We start from the raw sequence: 25,409 nt of genomic DNA on the forward strand, positions 1-25,409 counted from the left end.
ACCTCCTCTATTCCCCGCCGCGGCGAGATTTCTGAAAACCGAACCCCCGCCGAGGCTTCGGTGCCTTCTCTTTGCCTTCTTTGGCGCTGCCGGATTCTTTGGCGCCGGCAGACTCTTTGGCGCTGCCGGACTCTTTGGCACCGCCAACTGGTTTCGCCGTCGGCACCGTAGTTGCGTCCTTGGCGGTCGACGTTTCAGTGCTCTGACGTGGCGCCTGGGTTGGCTTACCCAGTGCCTTTGACGCCAGCGCGACGATCACCGGCGGCCGAAGGTCGGGTGCCTTCCGTTGTGGCGGGGTAGTGGCATCGCGCGGCGCGATCTGTGGGCGGCGCGTGTAGGCGCCGTCGATCTGTGGTCGGAGCAAGGCGTCGATGAGGGACGTGTTCAGTCCCATGTCGCGCAGCGGTTGAGTGAGTGGCAGTCCGGCGGTGCGCACGACGTAATGCGTCGTGGTGCCGCCCGTGGCGTTGGTACGAACCGTCGCGAGGGTGCCTGGTGTCATCGGGTTGGCGGGTGACCCGTAGTCGGGGTGCACGTATCCGATACCCATCACCGCGTTCAGGACGGCCAGGCGCGTTGGCTTGTCGGGCCAGTCCGAGAAACCGTCGTACTCGCGGACGATTTCGGTGGTGGGGTAGCGGGATGCCAAAGGCACGTTCGGCGCGAACAGCTGCAGTGCCGGATTCTTGGTGGTGATGCCGCCGGTGCTGTTCTGCGGGTCGCCGAAGGTCACGAATTGCAGGTTGTCCGGAGCACGCCGTCCCAGCGAATCCAGCAGTGAGCGCGCAAGTTTCACGTAGTTCAGCACGATGGCGCCTTGGCTGACTCCGGCGAGCGTGACGGCGGAGCCCTTGGGAACCGTGGAGAGGGTGGCGTCCACCTTGGCGGAGCCGATGACGGCGTCCGCTCCGAACAGCAATCCGGCGGGATACCCGATGCCAGTGATGGCACCGGTGGATTTCAGGTATCCGCCGGCCAGTCCGAGGGCTTCCTGCGCGGTCGGCGTCACGTCGCACAGGCAGGTGCCCTGCAGGTAGAAGGCGACATCCTCAGTGGTTTTGCTCGATGCGGCCGCGGACGGGTGCACACTGACCGACGCGCATAGCGCGACCACGAAACCTATTGCGCTGCAGCGGTTCAAACCGGCCACGGGGCAGCTCCAATCTGTACGCGAGGAGAGGGATTGTGATGGATCCGCGGAGCGTCACCACTCGAGCGACGATGCCGCTGTGGTGACGTACTCAGGAATTTCGCTGAAGGTCAGCGACGGTGATGGCGGCATTGAGCGGAAGATTCTCGCCGACGCGTATGAGATGCCCTGCCGTCCCCGACTACCCCCGTTTGTTGCCTCCGTACAACATTGACCCGGCGAAATTAACACCCTTGCCGCATCTGCGCTTGTCATGAGACGCAGGTCACCGCCACGTGGCGCGCCTGGTCAGTGCCGGAACACGACCCAGCGCATCGCCGCGTACATGTAGACCGCCTCGCAGCTGCCGGCGACGATCCGGGCGACGTGGTACTCGACGCCCAGGGCCGACAATCCCGTCGAGACACCGAGGATGAACGCCAGATAGTTCACCGCGACCACGACGACGTATACGGCGAGCTGCGGGCCGACCGCGCTGTGCGAGCTGAAGTTGAAGGTCCGGTTCAGGACGTAGCTGAGCCCGAACGCGCACACGTACGACCCCGTAACCGCCACCGCCAGCGGCAGGCCCAACCCGTCGCGCAGGCCGGTGAGCAACAGCAGATCAACGGCGAACGTGCAGCCATTGATCAGTGCGAAACCCAGAAATGTCGGAGCGACAATCGATTTGAGGCCGAAGGGCAAATGACTGACGACCAGTTCGCAGGCTCGGTGGAATCGGTCGACGGCACGTTGCAGCCCGGTCGTCGACTCGACGGTCACGCGGGCACTGTGTCATGAGCCGGCATCGACCAGGTAGCCGCGAGGCGAACTCTGCGGTTCGCCTCGCAGCGTCACGTAATGTCCACGACGATGAGCGACGGGCCGAGGAACGCGACGAGATGAGCCTGGCGACGATCGCCCAGGCGGTCGCCACGTTCGCCGTCACCAACATCGATGACCTCGTGGTGCTCGCGGTGTTCTTTGGCCAAGCGCGTGGTCATCGAAGCGCGGCGATGCGGGTGATTGCCGGCCAGTACCTCGGTTTCACCGCCATCGTGGTGGTCTCGATATGCGCAGCCCTTGCCGGTGCCGTGCTGCTGCCGACCACCGTCCTGCCCTACCTCGGGCTGCTACCAATCATGTTGGGGTTCAAGGCTGCATGGGATGCCTGGCAGAGCCGGGGCACCGAACCGTCGGAAACCGAAGGTGGGGCGGCGTCGTCAGCGCCGGGAATCTGGCAGGTCGCCGGCGTGACCTTCGCCAACGGCGGCGACAACGTGGGTGTCTACGTGCCGATGTTCGCGGTCGCCACTGCCGGCACGGTCGCGCTGTACGTCACGGTGTTCCTGATCGGGGTCGGAGTGTGGTGCGCCGCCGGCCGATATCTGGCTTCCCATCCGATCGTCGCGCGCGCATTCTCCAGGTGGGGTCACGTCATCTTGCCCGTCGTGCTCATTGCCGTCGGGACGACGATCCTCGTAGAGGGCGGCGTGTTCGCACGGTGAGACCCCGTGGGTGCGGTGAAATCCATCGGCGGGCGTCCGGATCGGAGTTCACGAATTACTGCCCTGATGTTTGCCAGTTCTCCACCGGTACGGGGTGTATCTGTTATTAGCTATGCCGATGAAGTGGAAGAGCATTCTGCCCGCAGCGCCCGTCGTCGGTGTGGCTGCGCTTGCTGTCTACGACCTCACCCAGAAGCCTCACGCCCTCCTGCGCAACTATCCGGTGCTCGGGCACCTTCGATACCTGCTCGAGGAGATGGGCCCTGAGCTCCGCCAGTACATCGTGACGAGCAACGACGAGGAGCGCCCGTTCAGCCGCAACCAGCGGCGCTGGATCTACGCGTCGTCGAAGATGCAGAACAACTACTACGGCTTCGGCACCGACAACAATGTGGAGTACACACCCGGCTACCCGATCATCAAACACCGGACGTTCGCCGCGGTCACACATTCGTCAGACCGGCCCGGTAGCCCTGTCCCGTCGGCGAAGATCCTGGGCGGACCACGTGGTCGCGCCAAGGCCTTTCGGCCGCAATCAGTGGTGAACGTGTCGGCGATGAGCTTCGGCTCGATGTCGGCGAAGGCCATCGAGGCGATCAACAAGGGCGCGGCCATTGCCGGTTCGATGCACAACACCGGCGAAGGGGGCCTGTCGCCCTATCACCGTAACGGCGGCGACCTCATCCTCCAGATCGGCACCGCCTACTTCGGGTGCCGCGATGAGCATGGTCGTTTCGACATCGACAAGCTGAAAGAAGTGGTCCACTCCGGTCCGGTCAAGGCCATAGAGATCAAGCTGAGTCAGGGCGCAAAGCCGGGCCTCGGCGGCATGCTCCCGGGCGCGAAAGTCACCGCCGAGATCGCGACCATCCGTGGCATCCCGGTAGGTGTCGATTGCAAGAGTCCGTCCCGGCACACCGAATTCCATGACATCGACAGCATGCTCGACTGGGTCGAATTCGTCGCATCAGAAACGGGATTGCCGGTCGGCATCAAGTCCGCGGTCGGCAACATGGACTTCTGGGACGAGCTGGTGGAGCACATGGCCGACGGTCAACGTGGGGTCGACTTCGTCACGGTGGACGGGGGCGAGGGCGGCACCGGCGCCGCGCCGCTGATCTTCAGTGAATCGGTGGCCTACCCGTTCCGGATCGGGTTTTCCGAGGTGTACAAACGCTTTGCCGCGGCAGGGATCAGCGACCGCGTGACATTCATCGGATCGGGCAAGCTCGGGTTGCCCGACAACGCCGTTGTCGCCTTTGCGCTCGGTGCCGACATGGTCAATGTCGGTCGGGAGATCATGCTCTCGATCGGCTGCATCCAGTCCCAGAAATGCCACACCGATTCCTGCCCGACAGGAATCGCCACCCAAAATGCCTGGCTGGCAAGGGGACTCGACCCCACCTTGAAGTCGGAGCGAGCAGCGAACTACCTCATGACACTGCGCCGAGATCTGCTGAAGGTATCGGAGGCCTGTGGTGTCGAGCATCCGGGCCTGATCTCGACCGACGACCTGGACATACTCGAGGGCGTCGGGTCGAAGACCCCACTGCGCGAAGTCTATGGATACGAAAGAGGTTGGGGCGTACCGTCGCTGGCCGATCGGAACGCGATCGCCGAGTTGATGACAGCAGATCAGTAGACGCGCGACGATGTTCGCCCGTTTCGCGGTCGAAGTCGCATGCGGTCAGTAAGTTCACCGGAGTGACCGGCAAACGACTGTCCCCGCTCGATTCGATGTTCCTGGCGGCCGAATCGCCCGAGACGATGATGCATGTCGCGGGACTGATGCAGTTCCGCCCGACATCGGGCGACGCAGGCGACATTCTGGATCAGCTGCGCGACGAAATCTACGGGTCGAACGAGATCGAACCCCCGTGGAACATGAAGCTGCAGACGCCGTGGTTCCTGCTCAACCCGCTGCAGCGGTGGGTCGAGGACACCAAGTTCGACGTCATGTATCACGTTCGGCGCTCTGCGTTGCCGCGTCCGGGCGATCAGCGCGAGTTGGGAATCCTGATCTCCCGCTTGCATGCTCGCCAGTTGGACCTGACCCGGCCGCCCTGGGAACTGCACATCATCGAGGGTCTGGACGACGGCAACGTCGCGTTGTACGTGAAGATGCACCACTCGCTCGTCGACGGCTACACGGCGATGAAGACGCTCATCCGGTCGATGTCGACCGACCCGGCCGATGCCGACACCCCGTTGTTCTTCCGTAACCCGGTGCCCAAGCGGGAACGGAAGAAGGACGAGAAGGACAGCGGCCTCATCCCCGACCTCGGCGGGCTACTGCGGTCCGTCACCTCGGAGTTGTCGACCATCATCGATCTGCCTGCCGCGTTTGCCAAGCTGGCCGTGACCGCGGTGAGCAAGAGCAATCCGCTCGTCGGGCCCGGCCAGGCGCCGCACACCATCTTCAACGGTCGGATCGGTCGAAGCCGCCGGTTCGCCACGCAGCAGTACGACATCGCGCGCTTGCGCGCCGTTGCCGATGCCGCCGGCGCAACACTCAATGACGTGGCGCTCGCCATCTGCGGCGGCGGACTGCGTGACTATCTCCTGGGACTCGATGCCCTGCCCGAGAAGTCGCTGATTGCCATGCTGCCGGTCAACATTCGGCCGAAAGACGATCCCGGCGGCGGCAATGCCGTTGGCGCCATCCTCGCGACGCTCGGTACCGATATCGCCGACGCCCGCGAGCGCATCGAAGCGATCAGCGCGTCCACCCAGGCCGCCAAAGATCAGTTGTCGGGCATGACCAGCAACGCGATCCTGGCGTACACCGCGGCACTGATGGCACCGTTTCTCGTGCAGACAGGTGCGGCCACGGTGGGCGCACCGAAGGTGGCCCCGGCGTCCTACAACGTCATCCTGTCGAATGTGCCCGGCCCGGACTACCCGCTGTACTTCCGAGGCAATGAGCTGGTGTCCACGTTCCCGGTGTCGATTCCCGTCCACGGTGTCGGCCTGAACATCACGTGCCAAAGCTACTCGGGCACTTTGAATTTCGGCTTCACCGGCTGCCGCGACTCCATGCCGCACATGCAGAAGCTCGCCATAAAGACCGGTGAGGCATTGGCCACCCTGGAGGACGCCTACGGCCTGGCGTGAAAACAGTATGTAAACGCAATTGACTCAAGTGCTGAAACGACCCGTCACCGCGGGCGCTATGGTGCTACTTTCACCGGACCAGCTAGCACCGGAAAGTGGGTGTGCAATGAGCGCAACAACGTCGCTTTTGGCTCGCATGTCAGTGGGGGCGGCAACCTTTGGCGTCGCGTCGGCGGTGGCTGGCTTGATCAGCATGCCGATCGCGCATGCCGACGAGCTCACGTGCTCGGACGGCTTGGTCGCGTCCGAAGGCACCTGCGTGCCCCCAGCGGATGGCCCCGCGGCCCCGGAAGCGGCACAAGGCCCCTTCAGTGCGCCGGAATCGTCGCTCGACGATCCCAGCTTGTTCACACCACCCTTCGAGCTCACTGAAGGCGAAGTGGCGTCGCCCGGATACAACGCCGGAGGCGGCGGCCACCGGTAGCAGCTCATGGCCGAGACCGAGATCTCTGACGGACTGCACCGACGTCCCGCCGTGGCGAGCCGCCGTGGAGTTCTCCTCGGCGCCGGCGCCGTCGGCGCGGGGGTGGTGCTTGCGGCCTGCGGTGGCAAGGAGTCAGGTACCTCGGCCGGCCCGTCCTCGGGTGGTGGAACCACTGTGGCGGCATCGAACTCGGTGAAGGCGGCTGACGTGCCGGTCGGCGGTGGCGTGGTCCTCAAGGAGGCCAAAGTCGTTGTCACCCAGCCGAAGGCGGGTGAGTTCAAGGCGTTCACCGCGATCTGCACGCACAAGCAGTGCACGGTGTCGAAGGTCGCCGACGGCACCATCGACTGTCCTTGTCACGGAAGCAAATTCAGCGCCGTCGACGGCTCCGTCGTTGACGGTCCGGCGGATCAGCCACTGGCCCCGAAGACGGTGACAGTAGCCGGGGACACGCTGACCGTCGCCTGACCTCCGCTGGTCCTGCGCTACACCGAACCGTCGCAGCCGCGGACACCGCCGGTCGCCACCTTGGGCGATGTGGAGTTGACGCCACCGATCGAGCTCGGCGAGGTGGTGTGTGTCTGGACCGAGACACTCGGCTTGGTCGGGGGTTCGGGCTGCGGGTTGAAGGCCTGAGCCGTGCCCGATGCCAGGCCGAAGCCGATCAGGGTCAGACCGCCCGACAGGAGTGCCGTACCCGCGGCCTTCTTGATGTTGGTGGTGATCATGGTGTCTCTCCCTTTCGCTGGTTCGGCCTGCGTCGACCGTTGACAGCAATGGTGGGGTGCCGGCCTTGGCGGATTCTTGGCAGATTCCTGCGGCTGACGGGTATCGCCGCCACCCGCGGTGTGTCAGCATGGAAAAGGCCGGTAGCAGTTCGCTGGCGCAAGACGCTGGAGCTGATATGGATGTCATCAAGCTGTTCCAAGTCATGCGGTTACCCCGCCTCGCCGGGGTCGCCACGGTCGTCGCTTCCGCTTTTGTGAGCGCACCGGCACCGCCGGCGTTCGCTGAGCCGTGTCCCGATGTCGAGGTGGTGTTCGCCCGCGGCACCAGCGAACCGCCGGGCGTCGGCATGGCCGGACGGGCGTTCGTGGATGCCCTGCAGGCACAGGCGGGGAACAAGTCGGTCGCGGTGTATCCGGTCAACTACGCCGCCAGCAGCGATTTCGGCAACCGCCTCGACTTCGTCCAGAGCGTTGTCGACGGAGTCAAAGATTCCGCCAACCACGTCCAGACCACCGCCGCGAACTGCCCGAACACCCGGATCGTGCTCGGCGGATACTCCCAGGGCGCGGTCGTGGCGGGGTTCACGACCGCGAACGCGGTACCGAAAGACATCCCGGCGGATCTGGCGGAGTACGCCTGGTACGCGCCCAAGCCGATGCCGCCCTCGATCGCGAACCACGTTGCGGCACTTGTCCTCTTCGGAAAGCCGTCGACGGAGTTCATGGCGGACATCGGCGCACCACCGATCGCCATCGGGCCTGCGTACGTGGCCAAGACGATCGAACTGTGCGTGCCCGACGACACCATCTGCAACGGGGCGCCGGCCGGCGGGCCGTCGTTCGCCCACATCACGTACGGATCGAACGGAATGGCCGATCAGGCCGCGACTTTCGTCGTCGGAAGGCTGTGACGACAGCGCCCATGACGACGTTCCTGCTCGTACCGGGTGGCGGTTGCGGTCCCGCGTACTGGCGATTTGTCGTGCGCGAGCACCGTGGGATTACGATCGACCTGCCGTGCGACGACGATGCGGCTGACTTGAACACCTACGCCCGTGCGGTCGCGGCTCAGTATCACCACGATGGCGGGCGGACTGTCGTCGTCGCGCATTCGTTCGGAGGCTTCACCGCGCCGCTTGCCTGCCCGCTGGTCGATGCGGCCGAACTGATCTATGTCTCGGCGATGATTCCCCGCCCGGGCGAGTGCCCCGGCGATTGGTGGAGTGCCACGGGATGCGTTGGCGCACAACGTGAAGCCGCTGCCACCGGAGGGTATGACGTCGACGATCCCGTCGCGTTGTATTACAACGGAGTCGACCGCGCGGTGATCGACGCAGAGATCGAACGCGCACAATCGGACACCCCGTCGCTGAAACCATGGCCGGCAGAAGCCCTTCCGAATGTGCCGACGCGTTTCATCCTGTTCCGCGATGACCGGTTCTTTCCCGAGCGATTCATGCGGGGTGTGGTCGCCGACCGCCTCGGGATCGAGCCCGAGGTCATGCCCGGCGGTCACATGGCGATGCTGTCGCATCCGGTCGAGCTCGTCGCCATGCTCACGATGCCGCGGTGACGGCCGAGATCCGCTCAACCGTCCACGGCATCACGAGCGCCGCGCAGGTACGCCTCTTCGATGGGGTTCGCCGCCAAGGCGGCGGCCCGGTCGTAGGCATCGGCCGCTTCGGCTGTTCGACCGACGCGAGACAGCAGCGACGCACGGACCGCGTGGTAGACGTGATAGTCCGGCAGATCGAGCTCGTCCACCAGATCCAAGGCCCTCTGCGGGTGCTGCACCTCGGCCACTGCCACCGCACGATTGAGCGCGACGACGGGAGTCGGGGCGATGGCCATCAGTTGGTCGTACAGCGTCAGGATTTGGGGCCAGTCGGTGGCGGATGCGACCGATGCGTCGCTGTGTACGGCGTTGATGGCCGCCTGGATTTGATAGGGCCCCGGTCGATTTCGCCGTAAGCACGTGCGGACCAGCGCCTGCCCCTCGGCGATGAGACCGCGGTCCCACCGACTGCGGTCCTGGTCGGCGAGCAGGACCAGATTCCCGTCTGCATCTGTGCGTGCCGCGCGCCGCGCGTCCGTCAGCAGCATGAGGGCGAGCAGGCCCAGGACCTCAGGTTCGTCCGGCATCAACTCCGCCAGCAGCCGGCCGAGACGTAGTGCTTCGTCGGTGAGATCCGCGCGCACGAGATCCGCGCCGGAGCTTGCGGTGTGTCCCTCATTGAAGATCAGGTACACCACGGCAAGCACGCCGTGCACGCGCTCGGGGAGGTCGGCATCATGTGGCACGCGGTAGGGGATGTGCGCGTCGCGGATCTTGCGCTTGGCGCGGACGAGCCGTTGGGCGACAGTCGATTCCGCGATCAGGAACGCGCGAGCGATCTCGCCCGTGGACAGGCCCCCGAGCAACCGCAATGTCAGCGCAACGCGGGCCTCCAAGGACAGCGCCGGGTGGCAGCAGATGAAGATCAAGCGCAGGCGGTCGTCGTGCACGGGACCCCCTTCGATCACTTCGTCGTCGGGCTCCGGATAGAGCAGTACCGCTTGGGCGTGCCGCTCATCGCGAACCGACTCTCGCCGGAACCGGTCGATGATCGAGTTCGAGGCGGTCGTGATGATCCAGCCTGCAGGGCTCGGCGGGGTCCCGGTGTGCGGCCAGCGGTCCAGCGACTTGGTGAAAGCGTCCTGGACCGCCTCTTCGGCGAGGTCGATGTCACCGAAGCGACGGACCAGGACTGCCACTGCCCGTCCGTACTCGCGCCGGAACACATCGGCGATCTCAGTGGGCGGCAGCTGGGGCACGGTCGCGATCAGCCCCTCAGATCGCCCCGGAACGGGCGTACCTCGATCGGTAGGAGTCGCACGGCTTCTGCCTGCTTGTGCGCCCAGCTGAGGGCGGCGTCCAGGTCCGGCACGTCGATGATGGTGAACCCGCCGAGGTGCTCTTTGCCTTCGACGTACGGACCGTCGGTCGTCACTGCCGCGCCATCATGAACTCGCACGACGGTTGACGCCTCCGGACCGTGCAGACCGCCGGAGAACACCCACACCCCGGCTGACCGCATGTCGTCCTCGACCGCGTCCAGCGCATCCATGATCGGTCCCAGCACGTCCGGCGGCGGCGGATCGCCGACCGGCTGATGCATCGCAAGCAAGTAGTGGGTCACGGTACTCCTTGATGAGGGGGCGGCCTGATGCCACCTTTCATCTTCTACACGAACGACAACCCCGGATTTCGACAGACCAGGGATTGTCGTTGGCAATCTGCAGGATGTCGGGGTGAGCTGGCACCATCGAGAAGCGTGACTTCCGTGCAGCGGCCAATGCCGCCCATGAGCGCCGACGAGCGCACCACACTCGAAGGATGGCTGGACTTCTACCGTGCGACGTTGGCACTGAAATGCGAGGGTCTCGACGACGACCAGTTGCGCAGTGCGTCAGCGCCGCCGTCCGAGCTGACGCTGCTGGGGTTGATGCGGCACGCCGCGGAGGTGGAGCGGAACTGGTTTCGCCGGGTGCTCGCCGGCGAGCAGGCACCACCGATTTTCGGGCCTACGGATCACCCCGCGGGCCACGATGGCGGGTTCGAGCTGTCGGCGGAGTCGTCGTATCAGATCGCATTTCGGATCTGGCAGGACGAGATTGCCCATGCGCGCGCCAACTGCGCGGCTCGTCGGCTCGATGAGGTCAGCCCGTTCATGGGTAGCGAGGTGAGCCTGCGCTGGATCTACACGCACATGATCGCGGAGTACGCCCGCCACTGCGGGCATGCCGACGTCCTCCGCGAACGTATCGACGGTGTGACGGGCGTCTGAATCGACAGAGGCGCACAGCGTGATTCATGCCCGGCCGGCGAGATGCTCCAGCGGCCCGCAGCGGACGTCGTACCGCTCGTGGATCATGTCGAGCGTGGCCCGATGGTGTTCCCGGTCCCGACGGTGGGTGCGCTGAAATCGCAGCATGGCGGCCAGCCGTCGGGGCAGCGGATACCAGAGCAGCAAGTCCGAGCCGAAACCCGCGAACACCTTGGCCGGCAGATGGTCGAATGCGAGACTCAAGTTGTAGAGCGTCAGGGGGAATCCTGCGGGTAGCGGCGACCGTCCCAATTTGTCGCGCAGACCTTCGGCATCGAGCTCGTACAACGGCAGGGTGTGCAATCCGCCGGTGAACATCAGGTGCGTCAGGAAGTAGGCGGCTTGGAGCGTGAGGGGGATGGCTGTCGACCGCTGTTGTATCGACAGTGTGCGGCCTGACGGGGACACAAAAGGCTCGTACGCGTGCGAACTACGCAGCAACAGTCCCGTGCAGTTGACCAACCAGGTGCCTTCGGGCACCTGGTTGGTTCGCCCGCTGCGGAACACGAGTTCTGCTGAACCGTTGCGGTCGACCGCGTCAGCGAAACGCTCGTTGTCGGCTCGGCGCAGGCCGCCCGTGATGACTGCCATCTCCGCGTCGGACGTGACCCACCAAAGCCATAGGCGAAGTCGCATTTTTCGCCCGTCGGGCCGGTGCCCAGCGTCGAGTAGTACCAGCGGAGCAACTCGTCTTCGTTCGTGCCGTCGTATCGCTTCGCGAGTTGAGCGCCGAGGGTGGTGAACGGCATGCCACCAAACCAGCGCCCACGGAATCCTGCCGGCAGCAGGACGTCCCGTCGCAGCGCGATCGACCCGCGGCCGACCACCATGTTCACCTCGCGTCCGGGGCAACGGGTGATGAGCAGGTGTGCGGTGTCGAGGCCGGTTTTGCCTCCGCCGATAATCCAGACCGGCGCATCGGATTCGACGACCTGGCCGAGGTCGTTGGGTGTGGTCGACCGGACGCGTTTGCTGGAGACCGGCAATGGCGGGTTCGGCTCGACCTGGAAGCCGAACGCCTTGATCAATCGCTTGGCCTCGACCAATCGCGTCTGTCCGGCCGGGTCCTGCAGAGTCACCTGAACCCCGCGGTCGGTCTCCTCGTGCGACACATAGGACCAACCGAAGCGCTCGTCGACATCGACCTGTCGGGACACGACGTTCAGGCAGTGCTGCAAGTGGTCGAGGATTTCCGGCTTGCTTGCCAGGTAACCGCGTTCCTTGCCCAGCGTCCATTTGATGTTGCCCGCCGTGAACAGTTGATACGGCTGGTGCAGTCGCACATAGTCGTACGTGTCGACCCACATCCCACCGACGCGTGGCCGCCGATCGACGAGCACCACCTTGTCGTTGCTGCCCAGATACTGGGCAGCAGCGACAAGCGCGTTGAGGCCGGCGATACCGGCGCCGAGGATGCAGACCTCGCATTGATCGGCGTGCTGTGAACCAGTCATGGCAAGATTCACCGCCGCTTCCCTGTGGCCGCCGAAACGATCTCGCGTCGAGTATGCGCTGGTGGCCAAAGGTTTGCTGGCGTTCTGCAAACCGGGTCGGTCGGACGTCAGTTAGAGGACGTAGAGCATCTCCTGATACGTCGGCAACGGCCACAGGTCGTCGGCCACGACGCTCTCCAGCGCGTCGGCCGCGATACGGATCGCGTCCATCGCGGGCAACAGCGCCATTTGAGCGTGCTTGGCCTCGTCATAGGCCGACGCTGCCGAATGATCTGCCAGCGCCGTCGTCAACGTTGCCAAGGCGTCACTGAGTGCACTGATCGGCTCCGAGATCGACTGCAGCAGCGTCAAACTCGGTGTCATACCAGCCGCCGTCAATGCTGCGACGTTCTGCGCGAGTTCGGTTTGGTAACGCAGGGCGGCCGGCAGAATGGTGGTGGAACCGATCTCGAGCGCCAGTTTGGCCTCGACGCGGATCGTCAGCGCATATTGCTCCAGACGTACCTCGTACCGACTGTGCAACTCCCGCTCGTTGAAAACGCCGTACTTCTCGAAGACCGCGATTGCCTCGGGCTTGATCAGTTCCGGGATGGCGTCCAGCGTGGTCTTCAGATTCGGTAGCCCGCGGGCGGCTGCCTCGGCTTGCCAGTTCTCCGAGTAACCGTCGCCGTTGAAGACCACCGCACCGTGCTCGGTGACGATGTCCGTCAGCAGCTTTTGCACCGCGGTGTCGAACTCCTCACCGTCGGCGATCGCCTTCTCCAGGACGGTCGCGCAGTAGTCCAGCGAGTCGGCCATGATGGTGTTGAGGACGATCATCGGTACCGCCACCGTCTGACCTGAGCCCGGCGCCCTGAACTCAAATCGGTTGCCGGTGAACGCGAACGGGCTGGTGCGGTTGCGGTCGCCGGGGTCGGTCGGCAGCACCGGCAGGGTGTCGACACCGATGATCATGCTGCCCTTGCCTTTTGACGATGTCGCAGCACCCTTGGCAATCTGCTCGAAGACGTCGGCGAGCTGATCACCCAGGAAGATCGAGATGATCGCGGGCGGCGCCTCATTGGCACCCAATCGGTGATCATTTGTCGCCGACGCGACCGAAACCCGAAGCAACCCAGCGAATTTGTGCACGGCGCGGATGACGGCCGCGCAGAACACCAGGAACTGGGCGTTCTCGTGCGGCGTGTCGCCCGGTACCAACAACGACCCCAACTGGGCGTTGCCGACCGAGAAGTTGACGTGCTTGCCCGAGCCGTTCACTCCGGCGAATGGCTTCTCATGGAACAGGCATTCCATGCCGTGCTTCTTGGCGATGGTCTTGAACACGGTCATCAGCAACTGCTGGTGATCGGACGCGATGTTGGCGCGCTCGAACATCGGGGCCACCTCGAACTGTCCGGGGGCGACCTCATTGTGGCGGGTCTTGGCGGGGATGCCGAGCTTGAACAGCTCCCGCTCGGTGTCCATCATGAAACCCAGCACTCGGTCGGGGATCGCGCCGAAGTAGTGGTCGTCGAACTCCTGGCCCTTGGGCGGTTTGGCTCCGAAGAGGGTGCGACCGGAGTTGATCAGGTCGGGCCGGGCGAGGAAGAAGTGCCGGTCGATCAGGAAGTACTCCTGCTCGGGACCGCAGAACGAGACGACCTTCTCCAGGTCTTTGTGGCCGAACAGAGTCAAGATGCGCTCTGCGTGGATGCCCATGGCCTGCTGGCTGCGCAGCAGCGGTGTCTTGTAGTCCAGCGCCTCGCCGGTCATCGACACGAACACCGTTGGGATGCACAGGGTGTTGCCGTTCGGGTTCTCCAGGATGTAGGCCGGACTGGTTACGTCCCAGCCGGTGTACCCGCGGGCCTCGAATGTGGACCGCAGGCCGCCGGACGGAAAGCTCGATGCATCGGGCTCACCCTGCACCAGTGTCTTGCCGGCGAACTCGGCCAGCGCCTGTCCGTCAGAGACCGGTTCGAGGAAGCTGTCGTGCTTTTCAGCCGTCAGGCCGGTCATCGGATAGAACACATGCGCGTAGTGCGTCGCGCCCTTCTCCAGCGCCCAATCCTTCATCGCGGCCGCGACGGCATCGGCGACCGTCGGATCGAGCTTGGCGCCCTTTTCGATGGTGGCCACCACCGATTTGTAGATCGCCTTGGGCAGGCGCGCCTGCATCTCGGCCTTGGTGAATACGTTCGTGCCAAAGATCTCACCGGGCGCTTCAGCAGGGTCGAAGGTGTACGCCGGGGGCGCATAGGCCTGGACGCCGGCGATCGCTCGCAAGCGGGTGGCATTTCCGCTCAATGGAATTCCTCTCCCTACGTGAATGACCGCTTCACACTAGGGACGCCTCATGGCAGCAGTGTTACGTCGATGTCAAAGGCGGCGTTCAGTAGAGGTCAACCTCGGCGGCCGACATCCTGGCTCAGAATCTTGGGCCAGGTCTCGACATCCTCCGGCGTGTAAGCCAGCGTCAGTGTCGACCTCGGCATCAGGGCGGCAAGGGATTCCGCGGTCGAGATCGGATGGGCCGGATCGTCGATCCAGGCCAGGATGGTTGTCGGCACATCGATTCGCGCGATGGCTTCGGGAGCCGGCAGGTCGCTCAGCGCGGCACCCCGAAGCAGTGACGGCAGCAGGGCGTCGGCGACGTCGGGAACTGTTTCGGGCGCTCCCACAGTGGCCGGCGGCCGCGGCGCACCACGGGCAGCGGCAATGAATGCCCCGACCCCCTCGGTCTCGATGAACGTGGCCGCCACCTCGTAGTTCGCGGCCTGTGCACGCCGCGTCTCCCACGCAGTGGCCGGCACCATCAGCGTCAGACCCGCGAACCGTTCAGGCTCGCGGGAAGCCGCATGCAACAGCGTGCCGGTGCCCATCGACGGCCCGACTCCGTGCACTGGTTCACCGGGAAACCACCGGTCGAGCAGCTGCAGCAAGTCATCGGCGAGCTGTTCCCATCGGTAGTCCTCGGGGACCTTCCGACCCGTCGACTTGCCGTGTCCGCGTGCGTCATAGCGCAGCAACCGCGTCCCGCTGAGCCCCCGGCCGAGGTCGAGATTGAGCACCCGATCGCGTGCCCGGCTGGAGGTGAGTCCGTGTAACTGGACGACGGGGTGACCACCTTCGTCGCTCAGTTCGACCGCAAGCTCGGCTCCGGGAACTGCGAAAGTAGGCATCAGGCAACTCTTTCCGTAACCGATCGGCTCGCTGTGGAGTCGACCCGCCGACTGAGCATTCAGGCTAACCGGGGCGCTAGGGTACCGCCATGCGGCTCACGAACGTCTCGCACTTGCGACTACCGTTCGGTCGCCTCTGGGGCTATGACGTCACGGTGTCCGGACTCGGTCGGCGCCTTCCGGTGTCCTTTGACCAGCGGATTCACGTATCGGCCGGGGCCCGGCCCGGTTCGTGGATGGCGTTGTCCATTCGCTTGCCGGCGCGGGTGAGCCGGGAATCCCTGGCCGACGCGTGGCTGGCGGTGGTAGCCCGCCATGGCACGTTGCGGACCGCATTCTCGGCGGGTCCGAACGGCGATCCGGAACTGCACGAGATCGATGTCAGTCCCGGCGGATGGGTCGAGCACGAGATAGCCGCCGGCCAGGCGGTGAACGATGCGCTGCAGGGTGTTCTGGATGCGGCCTGCTCGCCGTATCAGCGGCCCTCACATCGGTTGTGCCTGTTGGAAACCGCGGCTGGTTTGACCGTGGTGATTGCCGCCGACCACAGCCACGTCGACATGTGGTCGATGCTGGTGATTGCTCGGGATCTGCTGGCGCTGCTCACCGACGCGCGAATCGGACGTACTGTGTCGCTTCCGCAGGCGCCCGCGTTTGTCGAGCACACCCAGGCGCTGCTCGACCGTCCCGCGGCGCCGGACCACGTCCGGGAGACCTGGGCACGCATCATCGCCGACAGCGGAGGGGTGATGCCGCGATTTCCGCTGCCGTTGGGCGAGCCCGAGCTGGGTCCAGAGCGCGTCGAGGTCCGGGATGTGTTCGATGTCGATGCCGGTGCGGCGTTCGCCGTGCAAGCTCGCAACGACGGTGTGTCGACACTGGCGCTGGCCGTGGCTGCGATGACCTCCGTGACCCGGGAGCTGGCGGACGCGCCGCTGCGCGCCGTTTTCCCCGTGCACAGTCGCTTCGATACCAATTGGCACGACTCGGTGGGTTGGTTCATCACCAACTCGGTACTGGAGTCGACCGTCGCCGAACCACTCGCCGCGGCCAACGCCGTCAAAGAAGCAGTGCAGCTCGGGTCCTGGCCATTGGCGGACGTGCTGTCCCCGTGGGGCGGCATGCCGATGTCGCCAGGCATGTTCGCGATCTCCTGGCTGGACCTCCGGCGGCTTCCGGTACGCATCGACGACGTCGGGCTGGATGCTCAGTACGTGAGCGCCGCCATCCAGACCGACGGAGTCATGCTCTGGTTCATCCTGGACGAGTCAGGCCTGCATCTGCGGTGTCGCTACCCCGACACCCGTGAAGCGCGAACGAACGTCGGGGCGTGGCTCGACCTCTTGGTGACGCGTCTGCAGGCGCAGGCACGAACGTCGGTTCGCGGACTGCTGCACGTGGGGGACCGCAGTTTCCGGGTGGAACGGGCAGGCCGTGACGATGTCGCGTCGATCGTCGCGCTGCTGTCCGACGACCAGTTCGGTCAGGATCGTGAAACCGCGGACCTGGAAGACTACGAGGCGGCGTATGACGTCCTGGTCCGCGACCATTCCAACTATCTCGGGGTGGTCCGTAACGGTTCCGACGTGATTGTCGCGACCGTCCAGTTGACCGTGATTCCCGGGCTGTCCCGTGGTGGTTCGACCCGACTGCAGATAGAAGGATTGCGCGTTACCGCTGCCGAGCGTCGACAGGGTTTGGGTACGGCCCTGGTGCAGTGGGCACACGAATACGGCCGGGCACACGGGGCTCGGTTGGCACAGGTGACGACGGACGAAGCGCGCGAACAGGCCCGTGCGTTCTATGACCGGCTTGGTTACCACGCCGCTCACGTCGGCCTGAAGCGCACCATCTGAGCATCGACCCGAGCCGGCAGCCTTCGAAGCTCGCTACCTTTCGTCTCAGGTCGTGGCGGACTGCGCTTTGTGGGCGCGCAGGAGATATCCGGGGAATTGCAGACGCCCGAGTGCGTCTCGTTCGAAGGGCAGTGTCAGATCTGGAAGTCCGGGCAGGGATTGGACTTTGGTCAGGATCGGTGCCGGGCGGATGAAGTCGATGTCGAAGTAGCGTCCGACCTCGGCGTGGAGTTCGTAGGCATCGACCTCATTGGGCTTGGACGCCATGTCTGCTGGATAGGCACCCTTGGCGAAGACCAGGATGTAGAAATCGGCGCCCGGCGCAGCGGCACGGCGCACGGATTCCAAGTAAGCGTCACGCTTGTCTACCGGTAGCGCGTGGAACAGGGTGCAGTCCACGACACTGGAGAAGCGGTCGTCGTACCCGGTGAAAGCGGTGATGTCGGCCTGGACGAAGGTCGCATTGTGCAGGCCGCGTTGGGCCGCCGACCGCTGGGCCCATGTGACAGCGGTATCGGAAAGCTCCAGACCGACGACGGTGTAGCCGGCCGCGGCCAAGGCGAGGGACACTTCGCCGTGCCCGCAGCCGGCATCGAGCACGTCGCTTCGGAACGCACCGGATCGAATCAGGTCGGCGATCACGGGTTGGGGCTCGCCGATGTTCCACGGCGGCGGACCCTCGAAGAAACCGTCCTCTCGATATGCGCCGTCCCAGTCCATCGTGTCAATCGTCATGAATTCGACGGTACCGCCGTATTTCCGCAGCTAGAGCCGGTTTTCGGTGTGGACCTTCTCACCTTGTCAACCCGGCTAAGTCCTGCTCGAAGCCCGCCTTCGCCGACCTTGACAAACGCGTGACGATCGCGTCGAGTATTTGTGTCTGGAACAGTTCACCACCGCGCTCAACGGTCGAGAGTCCTTGAATGCCGTTGCAGGAAGGCAGTTTCGACGCGCACCACGTTCTCGTGATCGATCCCGCCTGCGTAGACGTCGTAATGTCCGCCGCGGCTGCGATACAGCTCGCCCCGCGGCGCCTTGGTGGCCACCGTCAGCGCCGGTCCGGTGGGGGCCATGGTGTCCTGCTCGGCGACAACCATGAGCAGTGGGCACTGAGCGTGCCGGGCTCGTCGCACCGGGCGATGCACCGATATGTCGAGCAACGAACGCGCGGTGATGTCGTTGGACCAGGAACCGTCACCAGGGTCGAGTCTGTCCATGCCGACCAACGCGTCTTCGGTGGCGATCACCCCGAGCTGTCCGGGGGAAACACTGATCGGCAAATACCTTGGGCGCCGGCCGAATACAGACCCGGCCAGGTCGGCCAGGGCGTATCCGGTCAGGCGGAGTGCGCGTTGCGGCGGGATCTTGGTCAGTCCGGCGAACCCGTCCACCAATGGGCATTGCGCGATGGCGCCGGCCAGGCCGGGTTCACTCGCGGCCAGTTCGACGATGTGCATGCCCGCAAATGACGTGCCCCACAAGAACATTCGCGTCGAGTCGAACTCCTGTTGGCCGCGAGCCCACGCGAGGGCAGTGCGGTAGTCATCCAGCTGGCGCCGGATGGAGAGGAATTGCCTTGGCTCGCCGGTGGATTCACCCCAATGGCGATAATCGAAGACGACCGCGGCGAAACCGCTGTCAACGAAACGTTCTGCGAACGGCGCCAGCCCGCCGGCCTTGATGCCGCCGATGCCGTGCGCCATGACCACGATGGGAACCGGGCCGGACCGGTCGGGCAGGTACACCCAGGCGTCGAGCTCCTCACCTCCGCGTGCCGGGATCCGCAACTGGCGCCGGCTCATGGTGTGGTCGCTCACGATGCCACCGCACCCGCGACGATGATCTGCGCGCCCGCGTCCCGAGCCAGGTCGGCGCCGAACAACGCGCCCGGGGTGAGCGCGCCCGCACGGCCTTGCCCTTCGCTCAACCGCACGGCAGTCAACGCGGCGACTTTGGCAGTGAAGCCGTAGCCCTCGCCGGTCCGCAGCCACGCCTCACCCCGTGTGCCGTCGCGCCATTCGAGCCGGGCATACGCCCAGGAGACGTCGCCGGACTTGGCCGGGGGAGTCATCTTGGTCCGGCTGATCAGACGCTGCACCGAGGCATGGACCAGGCGCGCGGACAGCAGAGCCGACACCGCGGGGAGGACGGCGCGGACGGCGCGTCCACTGGGCACTTCGCTGGAGAAGGCCAGCACGTCGCCGGCGCCGGATGCGCGACGCGCCGCTTCCAGCTCGCCGGTTGGGACCGCGAGGGCTTGAATTGCGGGTAAGTCGGGCAAGGGAATCCAGGCGTGGTCGGCGCCCAGCCGGGTCCGCTGCAGCTGCCCGTCGCGGTAGCGCCGGCCGCCATAGGCGAGCGCATCGACCACGCTGGCCAGTACCGCCGAACCCACGCCATCGACTGTCGGCATGGCCGCCACCGTCGCGCGGGCCGCCGCCGGCCGTCCGTCGGCCAACTCGAGGACCAGCGCCTCGGTCGCGAGCACACCGAATCCCGCGCCGGTGACCAGCGTGACGCCCGCCCGCTTCGCGTCAGCATCCATGCCCAGCAATTCCTGTACCGGCGGCAGCTCGTTCGCGAGGTCCACGTAGTGGCTTCCGGCGGCCAGACAGGCGCGGGCCAACGGGGCTGTGGTCTCACCGAACGGGCCGATGGTGTTCACCACGACGGTCGGCTTTTCGGCTGCGATCAGCGCGGTCAACTCGGCTTGGCCGGCGGACACCACGATCCGGCTCTGGCCGCCCAACGACGCCGCAACTGCGGCGAGCCGGTCGTGGTCACGTCCGACGAGAACAACTTCGGCGCCGCCGGCGCCGATCAGTTCAGAAGCGATGGCACGGCCGCCCTTGCCGGTCGCGCCGAGGATCCAGATTGTCTGCATTCATTTACGGTACAGTCTGCATCGTTAATCGGTCAACGCTAAAGTTCGGACGAGCACATGTCTGGTCTTCGAGGTCGTCCACGCGACACTGTCCTGGACACCGCCATCGCGAATGCGACTGAGGCGGTGTTGCTTTCGCATGGCTATTCAGCGGTGAACATCGACCGGATCGCCAAGATGGCAGGCACCACCCGGGCCGCGATCTACCGTCGGGCGAAGACTCCGGGGGAGTTGGTGGTCGCGCTGCTGGTGAGCCGCTTCGGGCTGGATCCCGCGTCCGATAGCGGCGATCTGCGCGATGACCTGCGGGCGATTCAGGAACTTCAGCGCTTCTTTTTCACCGACCCGATGGTGCAGGCGGGCTTGGCCGGCGTCTTGAGCGACCTCAGGAACGACGACCAGCTGGCCGAGGTGTTCTACGCGCGGTTCATGGAACCACGCCGCCGCTCGGTCGCCGCGTTGCTCGCCCGCGCCGCCGACCGCGGCGAGATCGCGCCGCCCGCGCACCCGGACGTCATCTCCGACCTGCTGACGGGTCCACTGCTGCTGCGGGCAGCGCTACCGCCGATCGGGCCCATCGATGACGTTCTGATCGACGCCACCATCGAGGCAGCACTCACGGCATGCGCCGCAGTCGATCGCCACTGAGCAGCGCGGCGATGAGAAGTGCTGCACCACAGGCGCCGACAGTCGCCGGCCAACCCAATGAGGTGACTGCGGCCGCACCGAACGCCGTCCCGAGGCTCCCGCCGACGAAGTAGACCATCATGTACGCGCTGTTGAAGCGGGCCGGTGCGGACGGGTCGATCGCCAAGATGGTGGTCTGATTCGCGACCTGCGCCGCGAACAGCCCGGCATCGAACACCGCGAGAGCGACCATCGTCGCCACAGGACTGTCCAACCTGAACGCAAGAACCGGGCATGCGGCGCCTGCGGCCGCGAGACCCACCAGAAGCACTGGCCGGAAGCCGAACCGGTCCGTGCATCCGCCCGCGATGCGTGTCGCGAAGATCCCGGCGATGCCCGCCAGCGCATAGAGTCCGATGTCCTTGGCGGACAATGAGAATGGCTTCTGCGACAACGCGATGGCGATTCCCGACCAGACCGCACAGAACGCGAAGAACCACAGGGCGCCGCGCACGGCGCCACGGCGTAGCACCCGGTCTCGCACCAGCAGTCCCGGCACCGACGCCAATCCGGCGAGGTAGTTCTGCCCCGCCGTTCCGGGTTCGGTCGGCAGGAACAACAGGCACGCACCCGCGACAGCGAAGGTGGCTGCGGCGACAACGAGAAGCATTGCGTGCCAGCCGATCACGTCGGTCAACCAGCCACCGGCGATGCGACCGGCCAGGATGCCCGCGGAGATCCCGGCGGTGACGATACCCAGAACGGTCGAACGCCGATGCTCGGGCGCGAGCCGTCCGACGACAGAACTCAAGCCCGCACCCACAGAGGAGCAGGCGCCGGTCAGTAGTAATCCAGCGCCGATCACCCAGACGGCGTCGGCGGCGGCTGTCAACACGAGTGCGCCGCCCAGCGCGAAGAACTGCACAGCGATGACGCGTCGCGGCGAGAATCTGTCCACCAAGGGCACCAGCAGAGCAAGACCCAGCAGATAGCCGACCGGACCGCAGGCCAAGGCCGCACCGACTGCAGCCGGCCCCGACTCCAGCGATCGCGCGATGTCGGCGATGGCCGGCTGCAGCGGGTAGATCGTCGCGGTACCCAAGGCCGCGGCCAGCGACATGAAAAGGACTGTGGTTCCGGTGATTACCGGATTGCGTTGTGCAGTTGTGGTCACGCGTCGACGCTATTGGTCGTATCGCATGGGGTGCTGGCGGAAATCCGCCATCGCAGTCGACTGCGGCGAAAATCTCGTGACGGTATCAATCGCGCAAAGGTCTGGCTGCTCACCTGCGCCGTTGGCGGACACGTTCCTCGCCAGCCCCTAACCTTGGATGCGATGACTGGACTGGGCTCTCATGTGAAGCGCTGGCGCACAGCGCTTCACATTGTCGTGTCCGCACTGACGGTCGTCGTTCTCGGACTTGCCGGCACTGCGGTGGCTCACGCGGCTGCGGCCGGAGCGCGGCTGGTGGTGCAACACACGTGGCAGGACGGCTTCATCGCACGCTACGTCATCACCAACTACAGCACGGTGCCGATGACGGATTGGAAGCTCGAGTTCGACATGCCGATGGGGCAGTCCATCTCGCACGCGTGGAGCAGCACCTTTACCCAGTACGGCACGCACTATGTGATCACGCCCGCGAGCTGGAATCGGGTGATCCCGCCGGGTGGTTCAGCCAACGGTGGGATTCGGGGCGTGCTGAGTGGCACCTACACGCCACCGTCGAATTGTGTACTCAACGGCCAAGTTTATTGCTCGTAGTGTGATGGCGGTCGGATGACGAGCGGGGCCTTGCAGGACTGGCTGCTGGAATCCGACCCGACGTTGCGCTGGCAAGTCGAGCGCGACCTGCTCGATGCCCCGCCTGAGGTGTGGGAGGCGACGCGGTCGCGGATCGCGACCGAGGGCTTCGGCGCGCGTCTGCTCACTCTGCAGGACGCCGATGGCCAGTGGGCCGGCGGCGCCTTCTTCCCGGCAGACTACGACTTCGACGACCCTGACGGGGCTGACGACGGCCAGCCGTGGACCGCCACGACGTGGACGCTGAACGCACTGCGAGAGTGGGGCCTTGACGCCTCGGTGTTGAGGGACCGCCGGACCGCCGAGTTGCTCGACGAACACTGCCGCTGGGAGTACGACAACCTGCCTTACTGGGCGGGCGAGGTGGATTGCTGCATCAACGCCTGGACCCTGGCCAACGGGCTGTGGCTGGGCGCGAACGTCGACGGCATCGCGGACTGGTTTCTCGAACATCAGCTGCCTGACGGTGGGTGGAATTGCGAGTGGGTCGAGGGGTCGCACCGGTCGTCGTTTCATTCCACGCTGAACTCGCTGAAAGGGCTGCTCGCGTTCGAGGTAGCCACGGGGGGTGCCACCGAGATCCGGGCTGCGCGCCGTCGCGGCGAGGAGTACCTGCTCGAACGCCGATTGATCAACCGGCTCACGACGAATCAGCCAGTGGGGCAATGGATCAACGATTTCGGCTATCCCATTCGCTGGTCGTACAGCGCCCTCAACGCCTGCGAGTATTTCCGCCTCGCCGCGCTACACGAGAGCACAGCTCCCGATCCCCGGATCGGCGAGGCGATCGCCATCGTCCGGGCTGCCAGGCAGCCCGACGGCACGTGGTTGCAGACCGGCCGGCAACCAGGTCGAGTGTGGTTCGAAGTCGACGTGCCACCCGGACAGCCGTCGAAGTGGCTCACCTTGTACGGGACACGTGTGCTCAACTGGTGGGACGCTGCGCAATAGGCACTGCGACGTCCATTGGGCGCAACACTTTTCGCTTCCTCGGGTTCAGCTGCGGGAAGCGCGGAAGGCGCGCGGACTCATCCCGTGCCAGCGGCGGAATGCCTGCGAAAAACTCGACAACTCGACGTACCCGAGTCGGCTAGCCGTCTCGGCGACCGTCAATCGGCCGCCGATCAGCATTTCCTCCGAGAGCCGCTGCCGAATCTCGTCGAGCAGTTCGCGATAGGACGTGCCCTCGGCGCCGAGTCGGTGGCGTAGCGTCCGCGGGCTCATCAGCAGGGTGTGGGCGATCTCGTGCGCGCTCGGCGGTTGCGCCGGCGACGCGAGTAGCAGGTCGCGAACCTGACCGGAGAGCCCGGTCCGGCTGCGGCGTTCTTCGAGGAGATTGCGGCACTGTTCCTGCGTGGCGGCGGAGTTGTAGGCGTTGGCCTGTGGTAGTGGGAGGTCGAGCAAGCCGACGGGCAGAATCAGCAGGTTCTCGGATGCATCGAACTCCGGCTCGGTGTCGAACGCGGCGACGTACCGGTCGACACTGGCCGGGCGCGGATGAGTGAAGCGAACCCCGAAGGGCGGCAGGTCCGCCGATAGTTCGCGCTTGATCACGGCGATGGCCGTGGCCAACCGGTCGATATCGAACCGGCGGATGCGGTCCGGTGTCCCCGGCGCCTCCAGAACGAACTGGAACTCGTCGTCGACAACTCGGGTGCCAAGCCGCGATGAGGCAAACGTGAGATCGAGATACCGCACGCCGACATCGATCGCACTGCGCAAGGTCGGACTGCTGATCAACGCGAATCCGAAGATTCCGTAGGTGGCCAGGCGATAGCGAAGTCCCACTTCGACGCCGAGATCGTCGGGATAGCCAAGCGCCTCAAGCAGATTCGCGACGACAGTCAATTCCTGGCGTGCGGTGACCTCCGCGGTCGGACTTTGCAGACCGCGAACGGTCAGGCGGGAGCCGGCCAGACACGCTTCCGGGGTGACACCCCGTTCGCCGGCCAGGCCGAGCAGCACACCGACACTTGCCGGCGTGCGGGGGATATCCCAGTCAACCACGTTGCCAAATCTAGTAAGTCGCTGCACGGAGATCGTTTGGTTCACCGAATTGGTTGTGCGCGTTTCGGTTTCAGCCGAACAATCGGCGGCGAAGTGCGGCGACCATGGTCTCGTCGACGCCGATCTGACTCAGGTACGCGTCGAAGGTGCCGTACTGCTCATCAACCGCACGCCACGATGCGGCGATGAAATCGTCGTGGACGCCCAGGGTCTTGTCCGAGAGTTGGGAGAGATCACCGTTGCGGGCCAGCACGTGCCTGCGCAGCGGTTCGACGGACTCATTGCTCCGCAGGTAGTCGGCCAGGATGTCCGACCCGCAGATGCCGGCGGCGCGCAGTAGTGCGGCGACGATCCAGCCGGCGCGATCCTTGCCCGCCGCACAATGAATGAGGACGCCACCGGATGCTTCGGCCACCACGCGAATTGTGTACGCGAGAGCCTGCTGGCCGGTCGGCAGCAGCGGAAAACGGCTGTAGGCGTGCTCGAGGGCCGCCTCGAACAGCTCCGGCGTGACCACGCGTCCGGGTTCATGCGGGGCGTTCTGTTGCGCGTCGTCATGCACCGACGCGACATGCAGCGTCACACCCGGCGGTAGGACGTCGGGCCCATTCCAAGCGATTTCAGTTTGGCTGCGCAGATCGATGACGTCGGTGATCGCCAGGTCGCGGAGGTTGCTTTGACCGTGAGCGTCCAGCGCACACAGCTCCGACGATCGGTAGAGAACTCCGGGTCGGATCTCGCGTCCGTCGTCGGTCCGCAGTGCGCCGACGTCTCGGAAGTTCCAGGCACCGGAGAGGTGGTACTGATCGAGGACGGCCACGGCGGGTAGCTTACATCCGCTCTC

The 25,409-nt window shown here is 65.3% G+C and carries 26 protein-coding genes and 1 pseudogene; 12 read left to right on the forward strand and 15 right to left on the reverse strand.

Annotated elements, in window-relative coordinates; all coding sequences use genetic code 11:
- Positions 1 to 7: 7 nt before the first annotated feature.
- Entirely contained in the window at positions 8 to 1,150 is a 1,143-nt protein-coding gene (locus tag A7G45_RS16320; protein WP_260938590.1) for a PE-PPE domain-containing protein, read from the reverse strand.
- A 288-nt stretch (positions 1,151 to 1,438) separates the two neighbouring features.
- Positions 1,439 to 1,912 carry a GtrA family protein gene (locus tag A7G45_RS16325; RefSeq protein WP_260938591.1) on the reverse strand — a complete coding sequence of 158 codons (474 nt, stop codon included), beginning with the start codon at positions 1,910 to 1,912 and terminating at the stop codon, positions 1,439 to 1,441.
- A 119-nt stretch (positions 1,913 to 2,031) separates the two neighbouring features.
- Here A7G45_RS16325 and A7G45_RS16330 point away from each other — a divergent pair, with 119 nt between their 5' ends.
- The 5 genes from A7G45_RS16330 to A7G45_RS16350 all read left to right on the forward strand — a co-directional run bounded on the left by A7G45_RS16330 (position 2,032) and on the right by A7G45_RS16350 (position 6,643).
- Complete coding sequence (locus A7G45_RS16330) at positions 2,032 to 2,637, forward strand: cadmium resistance transporter (protein WP_260938592.1); 606 nt, start codon at positions 2,032 to 2,034, stop codon at positions 2,635 to 2,637.
- 118 nt (positions 2,638 to 2,755) lie between these two features.
- Entirely contained in the window at positions 2,756 to 4,279 is a 1,524-nt protein-coding gene (locus tag A7G45_RS16335; protein WP_260938593.1) for an FMN-binding glutamate synthase family protein, read from the forward strand.
- Between the two features lie 62 nt (positions 4,280 to 4,341).
- Positions 4,342 to 5,751, forward strand: a complete 1,410-nt coding sequence (locus A7G45_RS16340; RefSeq protein WP_260938594.1) for a WS/DGAT/MGAT family O-acyltransferase — start codon at positions 4,342 to 4,344, stop codon at positions 5,749 to 5,751.
- A gap of 193 nt (positions 5,752 to 5,944) precedes the next feature.
- Positions 5,945 to 6,175 carry a hypothetical protein gene (locus A7G45_RS16345; RefSeq protein ID WP_260938595.1) on the forward strand — a complete coding sequence of 77 codons (231 nt, stop codon included), beginning with the start codon at positions 5,945 to 5,947 and terminating at the stop codon, positions 6,173 to 6,175.
- Between the two features lie 6 nt (positions 6,176 to 6,181).
- Entirely contained in the window at positions 6,182 to 6,643 is a 462-nt protein-coding gene (locus A7G45_RS16350; protein ID WP_260938596.1) for a Rieske (2Fe-2S) protein, read from the forward strand.
- A 17-nt stretch (positions 6,644 to 6,660) separates the two neighbouring features.
- Here A7G45_RS16350 and A7G45_RS16355 read toward each other — a convergent pair whose 3' ends face one another.
- Positions 6,661 to 6,903, reverse strand: a complete 243-nt coding sequence (locus A7G45_RS16355) for a hypothetical protein (RefSeq protein ID WP_260938597.1) — start codon at positions 6,901 to 6,903, stop codon at positions 6,661 to 6,663.
- A 176-nt stretch (positions 6,904 to 7,079) separates the two neighbouring features.
- Between A7G45_RS16355 and A7G45_RS16360 the strand changes: the two genes are divergently transcribed.
- Together A7G45_RS16360 and A7G45_RS16365 are read left to right on the forward strand one after the other, a co-directional pair.
- Complete coding sequence (locus tag A7G45_RS16360; protein WP_276555244.1) at positions 7,080 to 7,814, forward strand: cutinase family protein; 735 nt, start codon at positions 7,080 to 7,082, stop codon at positions 7,812 to 7,814.
- A complete protein-coding gene (locus A7G45_RS16365) occupies positions 7,811 to 8,476 on the forward strand; it encodes an alpha/beta fold hydrolase (RefSeq protein WP_260938598.1) in 666 nt (221 codons plus the stop codon). The genes A7G45_RS16360 and A7G45_RS16365 overlap by 4 nt, the downstream gene beginning before the upstream one ends.
- A 14-nt stretch (positions 8,477 to 8,490) precedes the next feature.
- Here A7G45_RS16365 and A7G45_RS16370 read toward each other — a convergent pair whose 3' ends face one another.
- Positions 8,491 to 9,717: an RNA polymerase sigma factor gene (locus A7G45_RS16370; protein ID WP_377042005.1), complete on the reverse strand. Its 1,227-nt coding sequence runs from the start codon at positions 9,715 to 9,717 to the stop codon at positions 8,491 to 8,493.
- A gap of 8 nt (positions 9,718 to 9,725) precedes the next feature.
- Positions 9,726 to 10,082, reverse strand: a complete 357-nt coding sequence (locus tag A7G45_RS16375; protein ID WP_260938599.1) for a YciI family protein — start codon at positions 10,080 to 10,082, stop codon at positions 9,726 to 9,728.
- Between the two features lie 165 nt (positions 10,083 to 10,247).
- Between A7G45_RS16375 and A7G45_RS16380 the strand changes: the two genes are divergently transcribed.
- On the forward strand, positions 10,248 to 10,730 hold the full coding sequence (locus tag A7G45_RS16380; protein ID WP_260939740.1) for a DinB family protein: 483 nt from the start codon (positions 10,248 to 10,250) through the stop codon (positions 10,728 to 10,730).
- 24 nt (positions 10,731 to 10,754) lie between these two features.
- On the opposite strand, the gene A7G45_RS32535 is transcribed toward A7G45_RS16380, so the two are convergent.
- From A7G45_RS32535 to A7G45_RS16395, 4 genes and pseudogenes are all read right to left on the reverse strand, one after another.
- Positions 10,755 to 11,360, reverse strand: a complete 606-nt coding sequence (locus tag A7G45_RS32535) for a hypothetical protein (protein WP_308204143.1) — start codon at positions 11,358 to 11,360, stop codon at positions 10,755 to 10,757.
- A 281-nt stretch (positions 11,361 to 11,641) separates the two neighbouring features.
- Positions 11,642 to 12,223: pseudogene (locus A7G45_RS32540) on the reverse strand (FAD-dependent oxidoreductase); the annotation flags it as partial.
- A gap of 111 nt (positions 12,224 to 12,334) precedes the next feature.
- Positions 12,335 to 14,512, reverse strand: coding sequence for a glutamine synthetase III family protein (locus A7G45_RS16390; RefSeq protein WP_260938600.1), 2,178 nt, complete (start codon positions 14,510 to 14,512; stop codon positions 12,335 to 12,337).
- Between the two features lie 95 nt (positions 14,513 to 14,607).
- Positions 14,608 to 15,387, reverse strand: coding sequence for an alpha/beta fold hydrolase (locus tag A7G45_RS16395; RefSeq protein ID WP_260938601.1), 780 nt, complete (start codon positions 15,385 to 15,387; stop codon positions 14,608 to 14,610).
- 89 nt (positions 15,388 to 15,476) lie between these two features.
- Here A7G45_RS16395 and A7G45_RS16400 point away from each other — a divergent pair, with 89 nt between their 5' ends.
- Positions 15,477 to 17,243 carry a GNAT family N-acetyltransferase gene (locus A7G45_RS16400; RefSeq protein WP_260938602.1) on the forward strand — a complete coding sequence of 589 codons (1,767 nt, stop codon included), beginning with the start codon at positions 15,477 to 15,479 and terminating at the stop codon, positions 17,241 to 17,243.
- A 45-nt stretch (positions 17,244 to 17,288) separates the two neighbouring features.
- Here A7G45_RS16400 and A7G45_RS16405 read toward each other — a convergent pair whose 3' ends face one another.
- The 3 genes from A7G45_RS16405 to A7G45_RS16415 form a co-directional block, all read right to left on the reverse strand.
- On the reverse strand, positions 17,289 to 17,978 hold the full coding sequence (locus tag A7G45_RS16405; RefSeq protein ID WP_260938603.1) for a class I SAM-dependent methyltransferase: 690 nt from the start codon (positions 17,976 to 17,978) through the stop codon (positions 17,289 to 17,291).
- Between the two features lie 167 nt (positions 17,979 to 18,145).
- Positions 18,146 to 19,060 (reverse strand): alpha/beta hydrolase, encoded by a 915-nt coding sequence (locus A7G45_RS16410; RefSeq protein WP_260938604.1) that lies wholly within the window; start codon positions 19,058 to 19,060, stop codon positions 18,146 to 18,148.
- On the reverse strand, positions 19,057 to 20,127 hold the full coding sequence (locus A7G45_RS16415; protein ID WP_260938605.1) for a saccharopine dehydrogenase NADP-binding domain-containing protein: 1,071 nt from the start codon (positions 20,125 to 20,127) through the stop codon (positions 19,057 to 19,059). Before A7G45_RS16415 ends, A7G45_RS16410 begins: the two co-directional genes overlap by 4 nt.
- A gap of 93 nt (positions 20,128 to 20,220) precedes the next feature.
- Between A7G45_RS16415 and A7G45_RS16420 the strand changes: the two genes are divergently transcribed.
- A complete protein-coding gene (locus A7G45_RS16420; RefSeq protein WP_308204140.1) occupies positions 20,221 to 20,775 on the forward strand; it encodes a TetR/AcrR family transcriptional regulator in 555 nt (184 codons plus the stop codon).
- Here the strand turns inward: A7G45_RS16420 and A7G45_RS16425 are convergent.
- Positions 20,744 to 21,928, reverse strand: a complete 1,185-nt coding sequence (locus A7G45_RS16425) for an MFS transporter (RefSeq protein ID WP_260938607.1) — start codon at positions 21,926 to 21,928, stop codon at positions 20,744 to 20,746. The two genes, A7G45_RS16420 and A7G45_RS16425, sit on opposite strands and share 32 nt — an antisense overlap.
- 162 nt (positions 21,929 to 22,090) lie before the next feature.
- Here A7G45_RS16425 and A7G45_RS16430 point away from each other — a divergent pair, with 162 nt between their 5' ends.
- Positions 22,091 to 22,519, forward strand: coding sequence for a cellulose-binding domain-containing protein (locus A7G45_RS16430; protein WP_260939741.1), 429 nt, complete (start codon positions 22,091 to 22,093; stop codon positions 22,517 to 22,519).
- A gap of 15 nt (positions 22,520 to 22,534) precedes the next feature.
- Positions 22,535 to 23,509, forward strand: coding sequence for a prenyltransferase/squalene oxidase repeat-containing protein (locus A7G45_RS16435; protein WP_260938608.1), 975 nt, complete (start codon positions 22,535 to 22,537; stop codon positions 23,507 to 23,509).
- A 45-nt stretch (positions 23,510 to 23,554) separates the two neighbouring features.
- Here A7G45_RS16435 and A7G45_RS16440 read toward each other — a convergent pair whose 3' ends face one another.
- Positions 23,555 to 24,565, reverse strand: coding sequence for an AraC family transcriptional regulator (locus A7G45_RS16440; protein WP_260938609.1), 1,011 nt, complete (start codon positions 24,563 to 24,565; stop codon positions 23,555 to 23,557).
- Between the two features lie 70 nt (positions 24,566 to 24,635).
- Complete coding sequence (locus A7G45_RS16445) at positions 24,636 to 25,385, reverse strand: tyrosine-protein phosphatase (RefSeq protein WP_260938610.1); 750 nt, start codon at positions 25,383 to 25,385, stop codon at positions 24,636 to 24,638.
- Positions 25,386 to 25,409 lie beyond the last annotated feature (24 nt).

It is taken from the genome of Mycolicibacterium llatzerense, from assembly GCF_025331195.1.
In the GTDB taxonomy this organism is placed as follows: Bacteria; Actinomycetota; Actinomycetes; order Mycobacteriales; family Mycobacteriaceae; genus Mycobacterium; species Mycobacterium llatzerense.